Source organism: Emticicia soli (genome assembly GCF_037860775.1).
GTDB classification, from domain to species: domain Bacteria; phylum Bacteroidota; class Bacteroidia; order Cytophagales; family Spirosomataceae; genus Emticicia; species Emticicia soli.
Genome location: NZ_JBBEWC010000013.1, coordinates 92,570 through 110,252, shown reverse-complemented (window position 1 = coordinate 110,252; position 17,683 = coordinate 92,570). Strand labels below are relative to the sequence as shown.

At 39.9% G+C, this 17,683-nt stretch carries 18 protein-coding genes and 1 pseudogene; 1 reads left to right on the top strand and 18 read right to left on the bottom strand.

The features are described from left to right. Positions 1–138 precede the first annotated feature (138 nt). The 3 genes from WAE64_RS20210 to WAE64_RS20200 all read right to left on the bottom strand — a co-directional run bounded on the left by WAE64_RS20210 (position 139) and on the right by WAE64_RS20200 (position 3,377). Positions 139–1,647, bottom strand: coding sequence for a hypothetical protein (locus tag WAE64_RS20210; RefSeq protein ID WP_340239573.1), 1,509 nt, complete (start codon positions 1,645–1,647; stop codon positions 139–141). A gap of 10 nt (positions 1,648–1,657) precedes the next feature. Beyond that, positions 1,658–2,206 (bottom strand): RNA polymerase sigma factor, encoded by a 549-nt coding sequence (locus WAE64_RS20205; protein WP_340239571.1) that lies wholly within the window; start codon positions 2,204–2,206, stop codon positions 1,658–1,660. 226 nt (positions 2,207–2,432) lie between these two features. After that, a complete protein-coding gene (locus tag WAE64_RS20200; protein ID WP_340239569.1) occupies positions 2,433–3,377 on the bottom strand; it encodes an Ig-like domain-containing protein in 945 nt (314 codons plus the stop codon). A 276-nt stretch (positions 3,378–3,653) separates the two neighbouring features. Between WAE64_RS20200 and WAE64_RS20195 the strand changes: the two genes are divergently transcribed. Next, entirely contained in the window at positions 3,654–4,895 is a 1,242-nt protein-coding gene (locus WAE64_RS20195) for a hypothetical protein (protein WP_340239567.1), read from the top strand. A 2-nt stretch (positions 4,896–4,897) separates the two neighbouring features. Here the strand turns inward: WAE64_RS20195 and WAE64_RS20190 are convergent, their stop codons facing one another. From WAE64_RS20190 to rplR, 15 genes and pseudogenes are all read right to left on the bottom strand, one after another. After that, positions 4,898–5,758: a glycosyltransferase family 2 protein gene (locus WAE64_RS20190; RefSeq protein WP_340239565.1), complete on the bottom strand. Its 861-nt coding sequence runs from the start codon at positions 5,756–5,758 to the stop codon at positions 4,898–4,900. Between the two features lie 114 nt (positions 5,759–5,872). Then, a complete protein-coding gene (locus tag WAE64_RS20185; protein WP_340239564.1) occupies positions 5,873–9,016 on the bottom strand; it encodes a T9SS type A sorting domain-containing protein in 3,144 nt (1,047 codons plus the stop codon). Between the two features lie 283 nt (positions 9,017–9,299). After that, positions 9,300–9,893 (bottom strand): 50S ribosomal protein L17, encoded by a 594-nt coding sequence (gene rplQ / locus WAE64_RS20180; protein ID WP_340239563.1) that lies wholly within the window; start codon positions 9,891–9,893, stop codon positions 9,300–9,302. Between the two features lie 157 nt (positions 9,894–10,050). Continuing rightward, a complete protein-coding gene (locus WAE64_RS20175) occupies positions 10,051–11,040 on the bottom strand; it encodes a DNA-directed RNA polymerase subunit alpha (RefSeq protein WP_340239562.1) in 990 nt (329 codons plus the stop codon). A gap of 120 nt (positions 11,041–11,160) precedes the next feature. Further along, positions 11,161–11,766, bottom strand: a complete 606-nt coding sequence (gene rpsD, locus WAE64_RS20170; RefSeq protein WP_340239561.1) for a 30S ribosomal protein S4 — start codon at positions 11,764–11,766, stop codon at positions 11,161–11,163. A 227-nt stretch (positions 11,767–11,993) separates the two neighbouring features. Further along, entirely contained in the window at positions 11,994–12,389 is a 396-nt protein-coding gene (gene rpsK / locus WAE64_RS20165) for a 30S ribosomal protein S11 (protein ID WP_130022934.1), read from the bottom strand. A gap of 111 nt (positions 12,390–12,500) precedes the next feature. Further along, on the bottom strand, positions 12,501–12,875 hold the full coding sequence (rpsM, locus tag WAE64_RS20160; RefSeq protein WP_340239558.1) for a 30S ribosomal protein S13: 375 nt from the start codon (positions 12,873–12,875) through the stop codon (positions 12,501–12,503). 6 nt (positions 12,876–12,881) lie between these two features. After that, entirely contained in the window at positions 12,882–12,998 is a 117-nt protein-coding gene (gene rpmJ, locus WAE64_RS20155; RefSeq protein WP_015027349.1) for a 50S ribosomal protein L36, read from the bottom strand. Between the two features lie 160 nt (positions 12,999–13,158). Continuing rightward, positions 13,159–13,377, bottom strand: coding sequence for a translation initiation factor IF-1 (gene infA, locus WAE64_RS20150; RefSeq protein ID WP_340239556.1), 219 nt, complete (start codon positions 13,375–13,377; stop codon positions 13,159–13,161). Between the two features lie 55 nt (positions 13,378–13,432). Continuing rightward, positions 13,433–14,254 carry a type I methionyl aminopeptidase gene (gene map, locus WAE64_RS20145; RefSeq protein WP_340239555.1) on the bottom strand — a complete coding sequence of 274 codons (822 nt, stop codon included), beginning with the start codon at positions 14,252–14,254 and terminating at the stop codon, positions 13,433–13,435. A 15-nt stretch (positions 14,255–14,269) separates the two neighbouring features. Further along, positions 14,270–15,604: a preprotein translocase subunit SecY gene (gene secY, locus WAE64_RS20140; protein ID WP_340239552.1), complete on the bottom strand. Its 1,335-nt coding sequence runs from the start codon at positions 15,602–15,604 to the stop codon at positions 14,270–14,272. Between the two features lie 386 nt (positions 15,605–15,990). Beyond that, positions 15,991–16,428: pseudogene (gene rplO / locus WAE64_RS20135) on the bottom strand (50S ribosomal protein L15); the annotation flags it as partial. Positions 16,429–16,524: 96 nt separating this feature from the next. Beyond that, entirely contained in the window at positions 16,525–16,704 is a 180-nt protein-coding gene (gene rpmD, locus WAE64_RS20130; protein ID WP_340239550.1) for a 50S ribosomal protein L30, read from the bottom strand. Between the two features lie 84 nt (positions 16,705–16,788). After that, positions 16,789–17,292, bottom strand: a complete 504-nt coding sequence (rpsE, locus tag WAE64_RS20125; RefSeq protein ID WP_101727426.1) for a 30S ribosomal protein S5 — start codon at positions 17,290–17,292, stop codon at positions 16,789–16,791. Between the two features lie 18 nt (positions 17,293–17,310). Then, the gene (gene rplR / locus WAE64_RS20120) at positions 17,311–17,658 is read right to left on the bottom strand and encodes a 50S ribosomal protein L18 (RefSeq protein ID WP_340239547.1); all 348 of its coding nucleotides are present in this window, start codon (positions 17,656–17,658) and stop codon (positions 17,311–17,313) included. Positions 17,659–17,683: the final 25 nt, after the last annotated feature.

The following is a 17,683-nucleotide window of genomic DNA, read 5'->3' as shown; positions in this document are numbered from 1 at the left end:
TAAATCAATAGTCGTTCTTTATTTTCAGAAAATTTAATAGCCCTCAAAATGTAATTCATACACACACCAATAACATGAACAAAAAACAGCTTTAGAAACTAATTCTAAAGCTGTCAGATATAATTACATTTATCTATTTTACCTCAACAAACTAACTCCCATATTCATGCCCAAACCATTGGTGCGGTACATAAATAAATTCTCCATCGAATTATGAGACAATAGCGAGAACGATACCGAAGGCTCTAGCCAAAGCGCCCAACGCTGCGCAATAGGTCTGCTGATTCTATACCCTAGGCGAGCCTGCAACAATGGCTGATTCATTGCCGCAGTTTGCATGCCAAACTTCATACCTAACGATACCGCCTGCATTTTTCTGACCTCATACAATACATCGCTTTGCAGCTCAAAATACTGCCAGTTACGGTTCTCATTCTTCGTAGATTTACCCGGATTTATCTGAATCGAGTTATCGTTCAATACTGTTATGCTTTTTTGCGCCTCATCTGTTATGCCATAGGTAATTCTTGATTTACCCGTCGAATAACTCAAGCCTGTGCGTAAATCTATCTTTTTAGCAAGCGGATATACAAAACCCAATTGCGCTGCAAAACCTAAACGTTGCGAATTACTGCTAAAGTTATTTACCATTATCTGGTCGCCTTTATTAGGCGCAAACATATAATAACTTAGCGTAGAGGTTACATTGGCAAAAACCTCGGTTGGTGGTATAAATACCAGTCGGCGTTTTTCTTCCTCAAAAATTATCGGCTCTTCATACGCAGGTACTTCCGGCGCTTGCAACGATTTTGCCGTTACGGCTACGTGCGCATTTTTACCATGCATTGAGTTGACATGCTCAAACAAAGTGTCTTTCAATACGCTATTTTCATTGGTCAATGCGGCCGGATTATTCAAAGACTGCCCAGCAATAGGGCTCATAGCCAATGTTGTTTCATCGGCTTTCTGCTCTGCTGTAGCTTTTGTGGTTTCTTTTATTTGAGTGCTTGCCTTGTTAGCCAATACAGTTTTATCGTCGTCGGTTTGTTTAGTTGGGGCTTCTGTAGCTAATTCGGTTTGAGCTATTGTCTTAGCAGGTTTTGCTGCAACAGCGTTTTTATTGATTTCCTCAGTTTTTTCTTCAATGGTTTTATAAGCTATTGCTTTTTCTTCTTGCTGAACCGATGCCGGCAATTTGGTCTGTTTGTTTTCACCCAAAGACTCCTTTACTTGAGTCGCTTTCTTCCCATCAGTTTCGCCCGAAGCTAATCTTCTGGCTTCATTGGCAATTCCTTCATCATCAATTTTAGCCTTTGCCGATTCTGCGTTGGCAACATTATCCTTTTGGCTTACGCCAGGCTTCGAAGGCTCAGAAGCAACACTCGCTGGCTTTTCGGGCAAATTACCTATTGGCTGAACATCATCAGACTTTATTAAAAAATATGCCCCTATCAGCAAGCCAAGCAAAACACTTGCCGCCATACCCATAGGGCTGCGTAGGGCGTTCCACCATATTACCAATGGTTTTCCTTTTTCAGGCTCAATTCGTGCCTGAATATTTTTCCATAACAAATCGTCGGGCATTTCTTCAAAATCTTCGAAGCGCTTCCGATATTCGTTTTCTAAATTTTCATCAAAATTCTCCATCTTTTATCGGCTAATCACTGATTACTCCAATGGTTTGTAATTTTTTTTTAAGTACTTTCTTGGCAAAGAATAGTTGCGACTTAGAAGTACCTTCTGAAATATGCAACATCTCGGCTATTTCCTGATGGCTGTAGCCATCAATCACATATAGGTTAAACACCATTCGGGCGCCATCGGGCAGCTCGTTTACGGCGCTCAAAAGCTCCTGATTACTCATCTGCGAAATAACCGACTCACCTTGCCAATCAGTAGGCATGGTTTCGGGTACTTCCGATATATCTACAAAATTGACACGTTTATGATAGTAGTCAATACAAACATTCACAACCACCCGCCTAATCCAGGCACTTAGTTGCTCCGAGCTACGCAGTTCTTTTAAGTTGAGAAATATCTTTACGAAGGCATCCTGAAAAATATCCTCGGCATCTTCTTTACTCTGCGCATAACGTCGGCAAATGCCAAAAAAGCGACCCTTATACTGATGGTAAAGAGCCGCTTGTGCTTTAGAATCTTTTCTTAAGCACCCTTCTAAGAGTTCAAGGTCACTTTTTGACTGCACAAAAGTCGGTAAAAATCGAGGCTAATAATAAATTGATTTTGTTGGCCGCTAGGCGGCGGGTAAATAATTGAGTGATGAGTGATTTGTGATTGAGTGATTTATTAAAATTTCAATTATCTATCATTCAATAAATAGTAATTCTGCTAAATAACTGAGTAACTGAGTTCAAGTCATGTTATGATTTATCTAATCACTAATTCGCTAAATCACTCATTCACTAAATCACTCAATTAAAATTCACTATCACTTTAGCTTTCAGGAAAAGTTTTTCAGAACGATACAAGGCGTACTCAAAACTTTGTTGCCCTTTAACAAGCGTTTCCATTTTATACATAATCACCGGGCGCACGCCTGTTTTATCAATCCGGAGTGTTCCCTCAGCCGGATTCGTCAGAATCCGCAATTCGGCATCTTTATATAAAGCACACAGCCTATCGTTTTGTAATACGTCTAAAACTAACTCGGTGTTGGCTGTATAATTCAAAATATTGATAATATCGTCGGTAATACCGCTGCTACACTCTATCGACTCCGTTACTTTAAGGTTAACCGAAGCCACCGGATTCTTTTTGGTATTAATACCAACCCGATAGAAGAAAACATCATCGCCCAAATAGTCTTTATCTGGTGTATAAACAATCTTTTGGTTAATAACCTGTACTTTTCCGTACTTAGGCGGAATCTCAATCATCAACGAGTTATTAGCAATAGCGCTACAGGTTTTGTCGTTCAACAAAACGTTGATTTCAATTCCCTTCTCAATTTCGGTTTGTGCATTGTCTCCCAAAGCCCCTGCATAGCAAGGCAATTCTGACGGATTAGTAACAAAATTTATTTTAACTTCTTCAGTAATACTCCCCCCCACCGATGTTTTACCTTCTAACGAAAAAGCATCAGAAGTTGCCAGCCTATCGGTAGGATGATAAAAAATATATCCGTTTTCAATAAATTTTGCTTCGCCATGTTCTGGCATTTTACTAATCGATACAGTAGTAGCTTCTTTAAGGCGCTCAAGTGCCGTAGGGTCTATGGTCAGGTTATTCTCCTGCATAGTATAGAAAGTGCTAGCTGGGTTTTCGTCTACCACACCCGGCATCAGTGCATCTTCTTTGGCTATGTCGCAAGAGATAACTGCTGTAAACAAAATAAGTATAAAAATTTTCCGAAGCATCTTTCTTGTTAATTACAGTCTTGACTGTGAAGCACTTAAAAAGGTTGGAACGCCCTACTATTTTTTTTCTATTTTATGAAAATTAATTTTATTATACCGCTTACAACAGCTTCTAGAGCCATTTTAACTGGTCTTTTAAACCAGCTATGGTAAAATTAATATTTCAATGTACCTTTGCTTTATATTTTGCGTGTACACAGAATTGCGGTTTCAGAAACAAATTACATTTTTTAAGAACACCTCTATATAATTCAATCAAATAAAATTTACGTATCAATGTCTGTAGTTTTAGGGAAATTAATTATCTCCTTTTTTTTAAGCCTCATCAATATTATTTTGCTTGCTGAAAAAGAAAAATTCAATGATTTTTTCTCTAAAAACAGTAACCTTGCTATTCTGGGCTCATGGCTTGCTTCTCGTGTATTACCTTTTGCCATTGTATATATAAGCCTTAGCTATGCCGTAAAGTCTGATGTGATTTTCTTTTACGACACCGCCAAGCTTGCCCTCGAAGGCATGATTGTCTATCGTGATTTCTGGCAACCTTATTCTCCCCTATTTCCTTACCTGAATGCCATTACACTGGCTATTGTTGATGCACCCGAATCTATCATTTTCTTGATGATGATTTACGAACTCGTAGCCATTTATATCACCAAAGCACTTGTAAGCAATAAATACAGCACATTTTATATAGTTCTTTACCTTACGCTACCCGCACCGTTTATTTTCCTGATATTCGGCGGACAAGAAGATATTTTCCTATGGTTGTTTATTGCGCTGGCCGTATGGTATTACAAAAAGTCTAAGAATGCACTGCATATAGGCCTAGTGCTAGGCATTGGCATTGTGTGTACCAAAATATTGCTTATTATTCCAATTGCCCTACTGCTTATTTTCTCTAAGCAACGCATAAAAATACTATCAGGACTCTTGATTGTGGGTATTCCGTCTATTGCTATTATGCTCTATCTGGTTGGTGAGAAAATCCTTGCGCCACTCCAATTAGGCGATTTACCCTTTGCGCCAAACCTGATAAGCGTTTTGAGTCCGTTTATTGGTGGTGTACAACCCGGTAGTAAACTATTAAACTGGGGAGGCTTGCTTATTATTCTGGCTGGTGCCGGCTACTACCTCAAAAATCTGAAACCCTACAGCGAAAGCAGCCTATTGATTTTTGCCTTTATACTCACCAACATGATAACCATTGTTGTACATAAAAACTCGCTGCCAAACTACCTATATACAATCTTGCTGCCGGTTATTTATTTCTTTGGTGAGTCGTTTAAAACCAAACAATGGGTATTGATGATAGCCCTCAACGTAGTAGGCTCAGTGCATCCGTCGTTGTGGTATTCGCTAGGCGGAAAATACTATGACTCGTTCAACGGCTTACAAGCACTTAATGTGTTAGAATACGTGCTACAATACGTTTATCTGGGCTTATGTATCTATTTTGTTTATTTTTTCAGCCAGATTTCAGCCGGAAAGATAAGTACTACATTACCTAAGGATTAAGCTTACTTCTTCTTATCTTTCTTTTCAAGTTCATGGATTTTAGCATCAACTAAAAACCTGAACCAGAAACCTTGCAGGTAATGGAACGTACGGCCCGAGGTGGTTTCCAGAAAACCCAGCCTGATTACAAAGCGGTAGAAGAAATATATCATGGGCCTGACGAAGAGCGGCATGTTCCACCATATTTTTTTGAATACAGCCTTACGCTGGTCAGGATTCCCGAATAGGTTTGGTTGTAGGGTTTGCCCTCTTAATCCTTTCTTACGTTGGTATTCTTCTTGCGCCGTTAGGTTACTATAGCGAATCTGTTTATGTAGCCAGAAATCAATATCGTGCTCTTTCAGGTTATCTTCTATCAGTATTTCGTCTTTCCAGATTATGGTTTTGCCTTCTATAACAAAACGGTGGTCCATGTTTTCGTTTAAATCAGACCAGCCCTTGCCATAACGAAACATCTTAAGCATATAGAAGTTTCGGTAGCCGCCATATTTCAATCTTTCGCCCTGAAAATAGTTATGACGATTGAAATAAATACCGCTCACATCAGCCGGAACATCTTTGTCAGAAAATGATTTCAGTTTATTGAAAAGCTCAACAGAAGGGTATTGGTCGGCATCTAAGCCAACTATCCACGGAGTACTTATGGGGCAGTTTTTCAGTGCAAAATCCCATTGCTTCGGGTGATTCTCAAAGGCATTGGTTTTTACAATAGCGCCGTAAGACTCGGCTATCGCCACAGTATCGTCTGTACTGCCCGAATCAACTACAAAAATAGGCGCTTGTAGCCCTGCTATTTTCGACAATAATCTTTTTAGATGTACAGACTCGTTGTAGGTCAGAATAATAAAAGAAATATCACTCATGATTGGTAGAAACAGATACCTGGCGTTTAAAATCAGGCGTAAAAATAACAAATAACAATGGGCTATTGCTATAAACGCCTCAATAATGTTTCATAAAAGCTGTCAATAATAGTATTACTGTTTCTTGATAATCTTCTTCACAACCCGCTTGTTGTTTATTTCAAAACTCAGCAAATACACACCTTCGGGTATTCCTGTCAACTCTAAGTCTAATTTGTTTGCTATTTGCCAGCTCTTTAGCTGCTTGCCGCTAACATCTGTCAGCTTAACTTCCTTTCCTTTAGTGAGCCATTCGGGTAGCTCTACATGAATAGTTTCCCTGAATGGATTCGGAAAGACCAGTATCTGCAAATCCTTATCGTTTTCAGACGAAAGAATACTTTCAACCACAATTTTCACAGGCTCCGAAATGGCACTACAACCAAACTTCTCGATTTTTAGCCGATACGTACCCGTTTGTTTTACCTCTAAATTAGCCTGATTTGCCCCCACAATGGGCTCTGTATCTTTTAACCACTGGAAATCTACATTGGCACAGCCATTGGCCCTTATAAAGCTCTGCTCATCTAAAAACACCGTTGTTTTATCGGCTGTCAACAAAGGTGGATTAAGCATCAGAAACTGATTCGTTTCCTCATCGGTACAGCCTTTCAGCGTTACGGTTTCCGTTTCTTTCATGCAGCCATCGCCCTTATTAATCATGGCTTTATAAACGCCTTTGTCTTTCACAAACAATTCATTGCTGTGCTCATTGCTAAGCAAAACATCATTCCGGCTCCACGAATACCTGTAATCTTTGTTGTATTGCACAAATATCTTAAACGAGTCGACCACACAACCTGAGCCCGCATACGCATAGCCCAGATTCAAATCAGCATCAGGGCTCTTATTGTACTCTATAAACGAATTATAAGTGCAGGCCTCAGCACCCACAAGATAATTTACCGAAAAAGTATAATAACCCGCTTTAGCGGTTTTATAATAAGGCGTTGTAACATCGGCAATATCTTGCCCGTCTACCCGCCACACAATACTTTGAAACTGGTATTTTTGCATAAAAGCATCATCCACCTTTAGTAAGGCTGTGCCGCTGCAAGTGTCTTCTACCTTTACAATTGGTAAGGATTTAGGGAAATCAGACGGGTATAAGCGATACCTACCCGACACATAAGTGATGTTTCTATCAGGCATATATACACTTACCTGATATTCTCCGGTAGTAATAGGGTTAAATTGGCTTCTGGTAGAGTCTCTGACCAAATTCCCATTCAGATACCATTTATACTCAAGTGGTACATCAGAAACAAAATTACAACGCAGATAAGGGCCGGGGCGACAAGGGTCGCCAAGTTGCAGGTAGGTTTCTTTGATTAACTCTACTACAATACCTCCATTAAACACCACCTCGTTCGATTCCTTAGTAACATTCTGAAACCGCTCTCTTACCTGATAAGTACCCTGAAGTTGGTAAACGATACTGGTAACATTCTGGTCATTTATCAATTGGTTGTTTCTATACCACTCTAGTGTGCTGCCTGCCATGGTATGTTTGGTATTGAGCCTTGTAGTAGCATAATCAATTGTTACAGCCAGCGGCTCGCCCGAAGCCAGCGCATAAACACCCACAAAATTGGCCGAGGTTTTGGTGCAGGCAGTATTTGTTTTGCTGGCTAAACGAAGCGTATAATAGCCTTCTATTTGTGTTTGATAGGTTTTGTTGGTGGCATTGAGTACCTTTTCACCGTTTCGATACCATTGGTAGTTGATGCCGTTGTCGGCAAAAATCTTTTCTGTGTCGGCAGCCACGCCTACCGTTGGCTCTACGGGTCTTAGTACATCGCCTACTTTTTCTATACTGAAAGTCTGACTGTTGCAGGCATCTATTTCTTGTTTTTCTATCAGAAAACTCTCATCGTTACGCACAGTTCCTGTGTATCGCTGCGTAGTACCAATCAGATACATCTTTCCGTTAGAATCAAACGACATACTGCTCCAATAAGAAACACTATTCACATCAGCAACATTGTATTGCCTGCTAAAGCCGAAATCTCCGTTTGTACGGTGCTTTATTAAATAATGAATCGGAAACGAATTTGGCACCAGTTGCGTAGCATTATTAACTTTCAGGAATCCGCTTATTGCGCCAAAAACATAAGGCGCGCCATCAGCATCCAGCTGTAAACTAGCCACTAATTTATGCTTCTCTGAATAATTTGAGTAGCCCCCAAAAGGCATATTTCGTGCCCAAATTAGTTGGCCATCAGCAGCATTTAATTTAGTCAGAAATATATTCTGGCCCTCTTCTGTGATACTCACAGGAACAGTATTAAACTGAGCCACGTTAGAAACAACCCCAGACAAGTAGACATTACCCAATTTATCGGCTTTTATTTGCTGGCAATCGTCGTCGGCTTGACCGCCTATGGTGCGGACCCACGTAAGTTGCCCTGCGGTGGTATATTTAGCATAGAAAATATCTTTTAAGCCCCCGGAAGTCATCGGGAAGCCCGTTTCCAATTGTGTAGTACCTTCAAAATCGCCGGCTACAAAAATTTCATCACTAAGGCTGATACTAATGGCATTCAGGTTAATAGCCGGTGCTAATGATTTTGAGAGAACAGACCTGCCGTCGGCGTTCAGTTTCAATAAATAAGATTCTGTGGACCCGCCTCTTGTGCTTACAATCAGCTCGCTGTCAAGCCTTAAATCACCCTGATATTTACCTGTCAGGTATAAATTCCCCTGACTATCTATCTGAGGCCCAAATTCTCCGTTATCGGTGATTCCGCTCAGCACTCGTTCCCAGATGAATATACCATCTTTTGAATATTTGCTTACAAAGGTTTCGCCGGTAGCTGCTTCCGCCTGAGCGTTTCGCTGAAATCGGCCTACAATGTAAATATTATTATTGGCATCGAGTATAATATGCGAGCTTGCTGATACATCTCTGATGTTCCGTTGGGCAAGTTGTAGCCAGAGCACTTCTTTATCAGGGCTGAATTTAGCGGCAAATGAACCACTCAGGCCCGGTAATGAATAGGCTCTGCCGTTTACATCTAAAACCCCGCCGGCTCCTGCAATGGTGCTTTTATTATAGTAGCCTGTTACAATAATGTCGTTCTCATTGTCGACAAGCATATTTGTAACATAGCAACCTGCGCCAGCACCATTTATTCTGAACTTAATGCCCTTTTGCCCCCAGACAATTTGTTGGATAAAAAGAAAAAGAAATATGAATAGGGCTATTTTTTTTGTCATTGCAAATGCTGGCTTCTTCGCTGTTTAAAAGGCATCTAAGCAAAAAACGTTCGTTTCAGGCTTTACCTTTTATTATTAATCAAATTACTTTCAAAATCGGGTATGAAAATACGGATTTAATCTGAAACATCGGATTAAATCTATACATGCATTGACTTCGTACTACGGCAAAAGGTTGTAACGTATATATAATATATAATCAGGAATTGTGATTGGCCTCACCCAAAAAAAATAAAAAAGCCCCTGAAATACTCAGGGGCTTTCTGTATACTTGTCAGCAATCTTATGCCTCTTTTTTGTCTTCTTCCGAAGCTGGCGTTTCATCTTGTGCCGGAGCAGCATCAGCTACTTCTGTAGTTGGCTCAGCTTCAACAGCTGCTGCAGGAGTTTCTACTACTTCTGCCGACGACTCGTCTACTGCTACCGGAGTAGCTTCAACAGCGCCATCAGCTTTTTTACCACCACGACGGCTACGACGAGTTTTAGTAGATTTCTCTTCTACAGCTGTCAATAGAGCTTCGTTGTAATCAACCAACTCAATCAAAGCTACCTCAGCGTTATCACCGAAACGATTGCCTAATTTAATGATACGAGTGTATCCACCATTACGGCTAGCTACTTTCTCAGCAATTTCACCAAATAAAGTTTTGATTGACTCTTTGTCTTGCAAATAAGAGAATACAGTACGACGTGAGTGCGTAGTATCGTTTTTAGCTTTTGTAATTAAAGGTTCAACATATTTACGCAATTCTTTAGCTTTAGCCAAAGTAGTTTCAATACGTTTGTACTGAATTAAAGAAATAGCTAAGTTTTTCAATAACGCATCTCTGTGCGAATGTGTTCTACCTAAATGATTGGTTTTGTTACCGTGTCTCATTGTAATAAATTTCGTAAGTAACGGTCAGAATATCCTACGCAGTCTTGGCTACTCCACCTATTACGATTAATAATTGTTTTATTCGAATACTGCGGTTTCGATTATACAAAAAATTCCCCTCCGGTATGGCTAGCATAAGGAGGGGAAAGAATCAATATCAATCTTCGTCTAATTTATACTTTTGCACGTCCATTCCGAAATGCAAACCTTTATCAGCTACTAATTGCTCTAACTCAGTCAATGATTTTTTACCGAAATTGCGGAACTTCATCATGTCAGCAACTTCTAGTCTTGCTAGGTCGCCTAATGTACGAATATCAGCAGATTTCAAACAGTTGTACGCACGAACTGACAAGTCAAGATCTTGAAGAGAAGTTTTCAATAGCTTACGCATATGCAAGAATTCTTCATCAACAATATTGTCTTCGTCATCTTTCTTGGTATCAAATACCATGTTTTCGTCCGTAAACTTCAAGAAGTGCTGTATCAAGATATGCGCTGCTTCTTGTAAAGCTCTTTCAGGGTGGATCGAACCATCTGTTTTGATTTCAAGCAAAAGTTTTTCGTAGTCAGTACGTTGCTCTACACGTGTATTTTCTATGCTATACTTCACATTTTTGATTGGAGTATAGATAGAGTCAACCGAGATAAAACCGATTGGTAAGTCGTTTTGCTTATGTTCTTCAGCAGAAACGTAACCACGGCCTTTATCAACTATAATTTCGATTTCGATTTCCCTTTGGTCGTCCAAACGGGCAATCACTAAATCTGGATTTAAAATTTGAAAACTTTGAGTAAATTTACCAAGGTCGCCCGCAGTTAATACACTCTGATTTTTTACTCTGACGGTGAATTTATTATCGACATAATCAGAAACTTTTTTAAAACGAACCATTTTAAGATTCAAGATGATTTCCGTCACATCATCTACAACTCCTTCAATGCTCGAAAATTCGTGTAATACCCCGGGGAATCTTACCGACGTGATTGCATAACCTTCTAGCGAAGATAACAAAATACGACGTAGGGCGTTCCCGATGGTCACACCATACCCTCTTTCAAGTGGCTTAAACTCGAAAAAGCCATGGAAGTCGTCAGCTTTTTCCATGACGACCTTGTCAGGCATTTGAAATGCTAATATTGACATACGTATGCAGTGTGTTTGTTTTCGTTAACGAAAGTGGTGGTTAGCTATACCCACCAATAAAAAAACGTAGCTGTGCCACCACCGATTTTCACGGCAATGGCACAACTATTATAGCAAATATTATTTGTTATATAACTCGACGATTGCTTGCTCGTTGAAGTTTTCTGGAATTTGGTCACGCTCAGGGAAGTTGATAAATTTACCAACGTATTCTGTGCTATCCCACTCTAACCAGTTGTAACGTTTTGCATTACGAGCACTTAGGCTATCAGCAATTGCTACAAGGGCTTTCGATTTTTCACGAACACCTACTAGTTGGCCTGGTTTCAACACAAATGATGGGATGTTTAATACTTCGCCATCAACAGTGATGTGACGGTGTGTAACCAACTGACGCGCGGCACGACGCGTTGGAGCAATACCTAAACGGTATACAGTGTTATCTAAGCGTGCTTCACACAATTTCAAAAGGTTTTCACCTGTACGTCCTTGTTTTACTGAAGCCATATGGAAAAAGCGAGCAAATTGGCGCTCCAATATACCGTAAGTATATTTAACTTTTTGTTTCTCAATTAATTGTTGACCGTACTCTGATTTTTTTCCTTTACGTCCTTTACCGTGTTGACCTGGAGCGTAATTTTTCTTACTAAGAACTTTGCTTGGGCCCATGATAGGCTCTCCAAATTTTCTCGAAATTCTAACTTTCGGACCTGTGTATCTTGCCATTTTTTTTTGTTTTAAGAAGAAGTAATGATTGCTTAGCCCCAATGTCCAAACTATCAATCTGCATAGCTAATCACAGCTATTTTTACTTCCGGTGCCTTTGTTTCAAGGCTTTTTGTTTTGATTATTAAAAATTAAGAAACAGAAGAATGAAAACTTTTAAGTTCATTGCCTAAATAAACACATTTTTTTTGGCAATAGTTTAAAAATTTTCACTCTTCTGCTTAAAACTATACTCTTCTGCGTTTTGGAGGGCGACAACCATTGTGCGGAAGTGGAGTCACGTCAGTAATTGAAGTTACTTCAATACCTGTGCTTTGTACCGTACGAATAGCTGACTCACGACCAGCGCCAGGGCCTTTTACGAATACCTCTGCTTTACGCATACCTGCATCATAGGCAACTTGTGCACAGTTTTGTGCAGCCATCTGAGCAGCATAAGGGGTATTTTTCTTAGAACCCTTGAATCCCATTTTACCTGCCGAACCCCAAGAAATAACCTGGCCTTGGCTATTGGTAACTGAGATAATAATATTATTAAAAGAGGCTCTGATATGTACTTGACCTACCGGCTCTACTATTACTACTCTTTTTTTAGCTTTATCTTTTCTTTTAGCTTGTGCCATTGTGACAAAACAGTGTTTAATGATAGGCAATACAGAAAAACCTGTATTCTGTTCGATTTTGCTCCCGTAATTTGCAAAATCCTGTTTAGTATCTTAATCAGATACGCGGGATTACTTAGTAGCTTTCTTTTTGTTTGCTACAGTCTTACGCTTACCTTTACGCGTACGTGAATTGTTTTTGGTACGTTGACCACGAAGTGGTAAACCTTTACGGTGACGAACGCCACGGTAACAACCAATATCCATCAAGCGTTTAATGGCAAGTTGCACTTCAGAACGCAACTGACCTTCTACGGTTAGTTCTTCGCTGATAATACCACGAATAGCATTAGCTTCGGCATCGTTCCACTCACCTGCTTTTTTATCAAAGCTGATATTTGCTTTTTCTAAAATCTTTTGTGACGAACTACGACCAATACCGTAGATGTACGTAAGGGCGATCTCGCCTCTTTTTTTGTCCGGGATGTCAACACCTGCAATCCTCATAGATAATTAACCTTGTCTTTGTTTAAACTTCGGATTTTTTTTGTTAATAACGTAAATTTTACCCTTACGACGGATAACTTTACATTCAGCACTGCGCTTCTTTACTGATGCTTTAACTTTCATAATATTTAAAACCACCCCTAACCCCTGAAGGGGAATTTTTGTACGAAAGTCTTCATGTTTTGGGGTTGTAAAACAACATGAATTTTCTATAAATAATTCAATCGTTATATTGTTGCTGCAAACCTGAGCTCCCCTTTAGGGGCGGGGGGGCTGCGTTATTTTACTTATAACGATAAGTAATTCTTGCTTTTGATAAATCGTAAGGAGACATCTCTAATCTAACCTTATCGCCAGGTAGAATACGAATGTAATTCATTCTCATTTTACCAGAGATATGGGCAATCAGTTCATGTTTATTCTCCAAACGTACACGAAACATGGCGTTTGAAAGAGCCTCAGTAATGATGCCGTCAACTTCGATATTTGATTGTTTTGCCATATATTTTAAATTGCGCAGAAAAATTGTTTGTCTTGTTTCTCTCTACGCTAAACTCCTAAGCAACTACTAAATTCTTTTTGGCTAATACTTCTTCAATATACTCGAAGGTTGTAAGTATTTCGCCTGCTCCTTTTCTTACTACAATTGTGTGTTCGAAGTGTGCTGCTGCCTTGCGGTCTTCGGTTCTGATAGTCCAGTTATCATTTTCCTGTACTACACTTCTACGACCCAGGGTAATCATTGGCTCTATTGCTAAAACCATTCCTTCCTGCAATTTAGGCCCATTTCCACGTTTGCCAAAGTTAGGTACTTCAGGTGATTCGTGCAGGAACTTCCCTACACCATGGCCTACCAGCTCCCGTACTACGCCATAACCAAATTTCTCGGCATGGTCTTGTACACCAAAACTAATATCACCAACCCTGTTACCTGTCTTTGCTTGTTCGATTCCCTTATAAAGAGATTCGTAAGTGCGTTTCAATAGGTCAGCTACTTCTTTGGCTATTTCGCCTACTGCATAAGTATATGCACTATCGGCATGATAACCATCTTTATAAACACCGCAATCAATCGAAACTATGTCTCCCTCTTTCAGAGTTCTGTTACTTGGTATACCGTGTACAACAACATCGTTGACAGAGATACAAAGTGAAGCTGGAAACTTAAGGCCTCCGACATCATATCCTAAAAAAGACGGGTGCCCTTTCTGATCTTTAATGTATTCTTCGGCTATTTTATCTAATTGTTTAGTAGTAACACCCGGAGCTATTGCTTTGGCTACTTCTGCATGAGCTTTGCCCAGAATCTGGCCATTGTTTCGGATAATCTCTAACTCCTCTTCCGATTTCAAATAAATAATTCTATCCTTTTTGCTCATGGTATTACTCTTCTATTAAATAGATACTGTTGATACGTTCTGGCGGCCCTGAATACGACCTGATTGCATCAAGCCTTCATAACGTTTCATCAACAAGTAACTTTCAATTTGTTGCAATGTATCTAACACAACACCTACCAGAATCAACAATGAAGTACCACCAAAGAATGAAGCAAAGTTCTGAGTCATTCCTAGTAATCCGGCCAAGGCTGGTAAGATAGCGATAACCGCTAGCAAAACACCACCTGGTAATGTAATTCTGTCTAATACATCAGCAATGTAATCAGAAGTTGGTTGACCCGGTTTGATACCCGGAATAAAACCACCACCACGTTTCATATCGTCAGCAATTTGATTAGGGTTAATCGAGATAGCTGTATAGAAAAATGTGAAACCAATGATTAAAACTGCATAAATTAAACAGTATTGCCATGAGGTCGGACTATTCATGATAATTGCCCAGTTCTGGAAAGTATCATTTTTAGTGCTTTCTGCAAGGTAATTAAGCGCCAGACCCGGTATAAACATTAATGCTTGTCCGAAGATGATTGGCATTACACCTGCAATATTCAATTTCAATGGTAAATACTGGCGTTGGCCTGTTACAACTTTATTACCAACTATTTGTTTTGCATATTGTACCGGTATTCTGCGTGTAGCTTGCGTAATGGCAACTGCAAACAAAACAACCATAAATAATGCTACAATTTCGATGATGAAAAACAGAATCTGACCACTTCCACCTCTTGAGTTAGCCTCACCAATGATAGCACCCGGAAATCTTGACACGATTCCAATCATAATCATCATTGAAATCCCGTTTCCGATACCTTTTTCGGTCATGCGCTCGCCCATCCACATACACATTACAGTTCCGGCTACAATTAATAGCACTGAGCTGATGTAAAATAGACCCTGGCCAACCATGATTGCATCTGTAGGAATCGTAGTCTGAACGTAGGTAAATCCTTGTGCTGCTGCAACTGCAATAGTTAACCAGCGAGTAATTTGATTTAATTTTCTACGACCCGACTCACCCTCTTTCTGCAATTTGCTAAAATACGGCAATGCAAGTGTCAATAGCTGAATTGCGATAGAAGCCGAAATGTATGGCATAATACCTAGAGCCATAATTGAGGCATTCTTAAACGCACCACCAACCAATGTATTTAAAAGGCCCAACAAACCATTATCGGCTGTTAAATCTTTTAACTTAGTCACATCAACACCCGGTAAAACTACGTGGGAACCGACACGAAAAATAACGATTATCAAAAGAGTTTGAAGGATACGTTTCCTTAATTCCTCTATTGACCAGATGTTCTTGAGTGTTGTTATAAATTTGTTCATTTTGTTAGGAAAAACAAGGCTTATGGTTGAAATTACTCAGCTCTACCTGCATTAAGTTTATCCTGCAATTCTTTTAACTCATCCCACTTACCATCACGAGCTAATTCCGCTTGTTCTGCCCAAGTAGTTGGGTCGTGCATTGCAAACTTTGAACCTGCTGCGTCAAGAATTTCTTTAACTTTCTCGGCAGGTGTCGCTGCTAAATCTGCAAAGCTAACGATTCCTTCGTTAATAAGCAAATCTGCAATCTTCGGACCAATACCTTCGATTAATTTTAGATCGTCTCCCTCAGCTTTTTTTTTTGCTTTTGCTGGTTTCGCTTCTGCTACTACTTCTTCAGCTGCTACTACTTCTACTTTAGCACCTGGGTTAAAAGTAGCATCTACAGTTGCCGAACCACCTGCTTTCTCGATAGCCTCAATCGCTGAAGCAGAGAATGCATTTGCTCTTAAGTTAACTGCAGCTTTCAATTCACCACGGCCTAAGATTTTCACAAGGTCAGATTTTGAAGTCAAACCGTTGTTATATAAGAAACCTAAATCGATTGCTGTTGCACCTGTTTTGTCAAACAAAGCCTGAATAGTATCAAGGTTGATAGCTTTGTATTCTACTCTGTTAATATTTTTGAAACCAAACTTAGGTACACGTCTTTGTAATGGCATCTGACCACCTTCAAAACCACGTTTTTGGCTGTAACCTGAACGAGATTTTGCACCTTTATGACCACGTTTAGCAGTACCACCACCGCCAGAACCATGTCCACGGCCAACTCTGTCGTTTACTTTAACTGAACCTTTAGCAGGTTGTAATGAACTCAATTTCATTGTAATGCGATTATTTTAATCGGTTAAACATACGCAATTCCGACTTTCGGAATCACTCGGCTTTGCCTACCCTAAACCCCTGTGGGGAGAATTTACTTATGCTTGTTCAATCACTAACAAGTGTTTCACCTTGTTAATCATGCCTTGCATAGCAGGGTTTAATTCTTTTTCTACAGTACGGTTAAGTTTGCCAAGACCTAAAGCGGCAATTGTGCGCTTTTGTACTTCTGGTCTGCCAATCGTACTTCTTACTTGAGTAATCTTTACCTTTGCCATCGTTTTATTAGCTGAGAGCCGTAAGCTTCAAGCTGCAAGCATAAGCATCGGAGCTTGTGGCTTACGGCGAAAAGCTGGAAGCTATTATCCGTTAAATACTTTTGTCATTTTAACACTACGTTGGAAAGCAACTGCATGAGGTGCACGCATTTGGCTTAAAGCATCAATCGTAGCTTTTACCACGTTATGTGGGTTTGATGAACCTTTAGATTTCGCCAATACATTGTGGATACCGGCTGCTTCTAACACAGCACGCATCGCACCACCGGCAATAATACCAGTACCAGGGGCTGCAGGTTTTACAAACACAAAACCACCTGAGAATTTACCGTGAATTTCGTGAGGTACAGTATCGTTGATTACAGGCACAGATACTAAGTTTTTCTTAGCGTCTTCAATAGCTTTAGCAATAGCATCTGTTACTTCATTTGCTTTACCTAAGCCTTGGCCTACAACACCTTTACCGTCGCCTAACACAACGATTGCCGAGAAACTAAAACGACGACCACCTTTCACCACTTTGGCTACACGGTTAATGGCTACAACTCTTTCTTTAAGTTCTGCCTCGTTTACTTTTGCTTTATTCATTGATTGAGAATTGCAAGATTAGAATTTCAAACCGCCTTCTCTGGCACCGTCTGCCAAGGCTTTAATGTTACCATGATACAAATAACCGTTACGGTCGAACACACAAGCATCGATACCTTTTTCAGTAGCGATTTCAGCAATTTTTTTACCAACTTCTTTAGAGTTGTCAACTTTTACACCTTTCAAACCTAAACCTGTAGTTGATGCTGATGCTAAAGTAACGCCTTTTGTGTCGTCGATTAACTGAGCGTATATGGCTGTATTTGAGCGGAATACTGACAAGCGTGGTCTTTCAGGCGTACCTGAAACCTTGCTACGAATGCTCCACTTTATTTTTTGTCTTCTATCAGTTTTAACACTTGACATTGTTATAAATATTTTGAGACTCTGA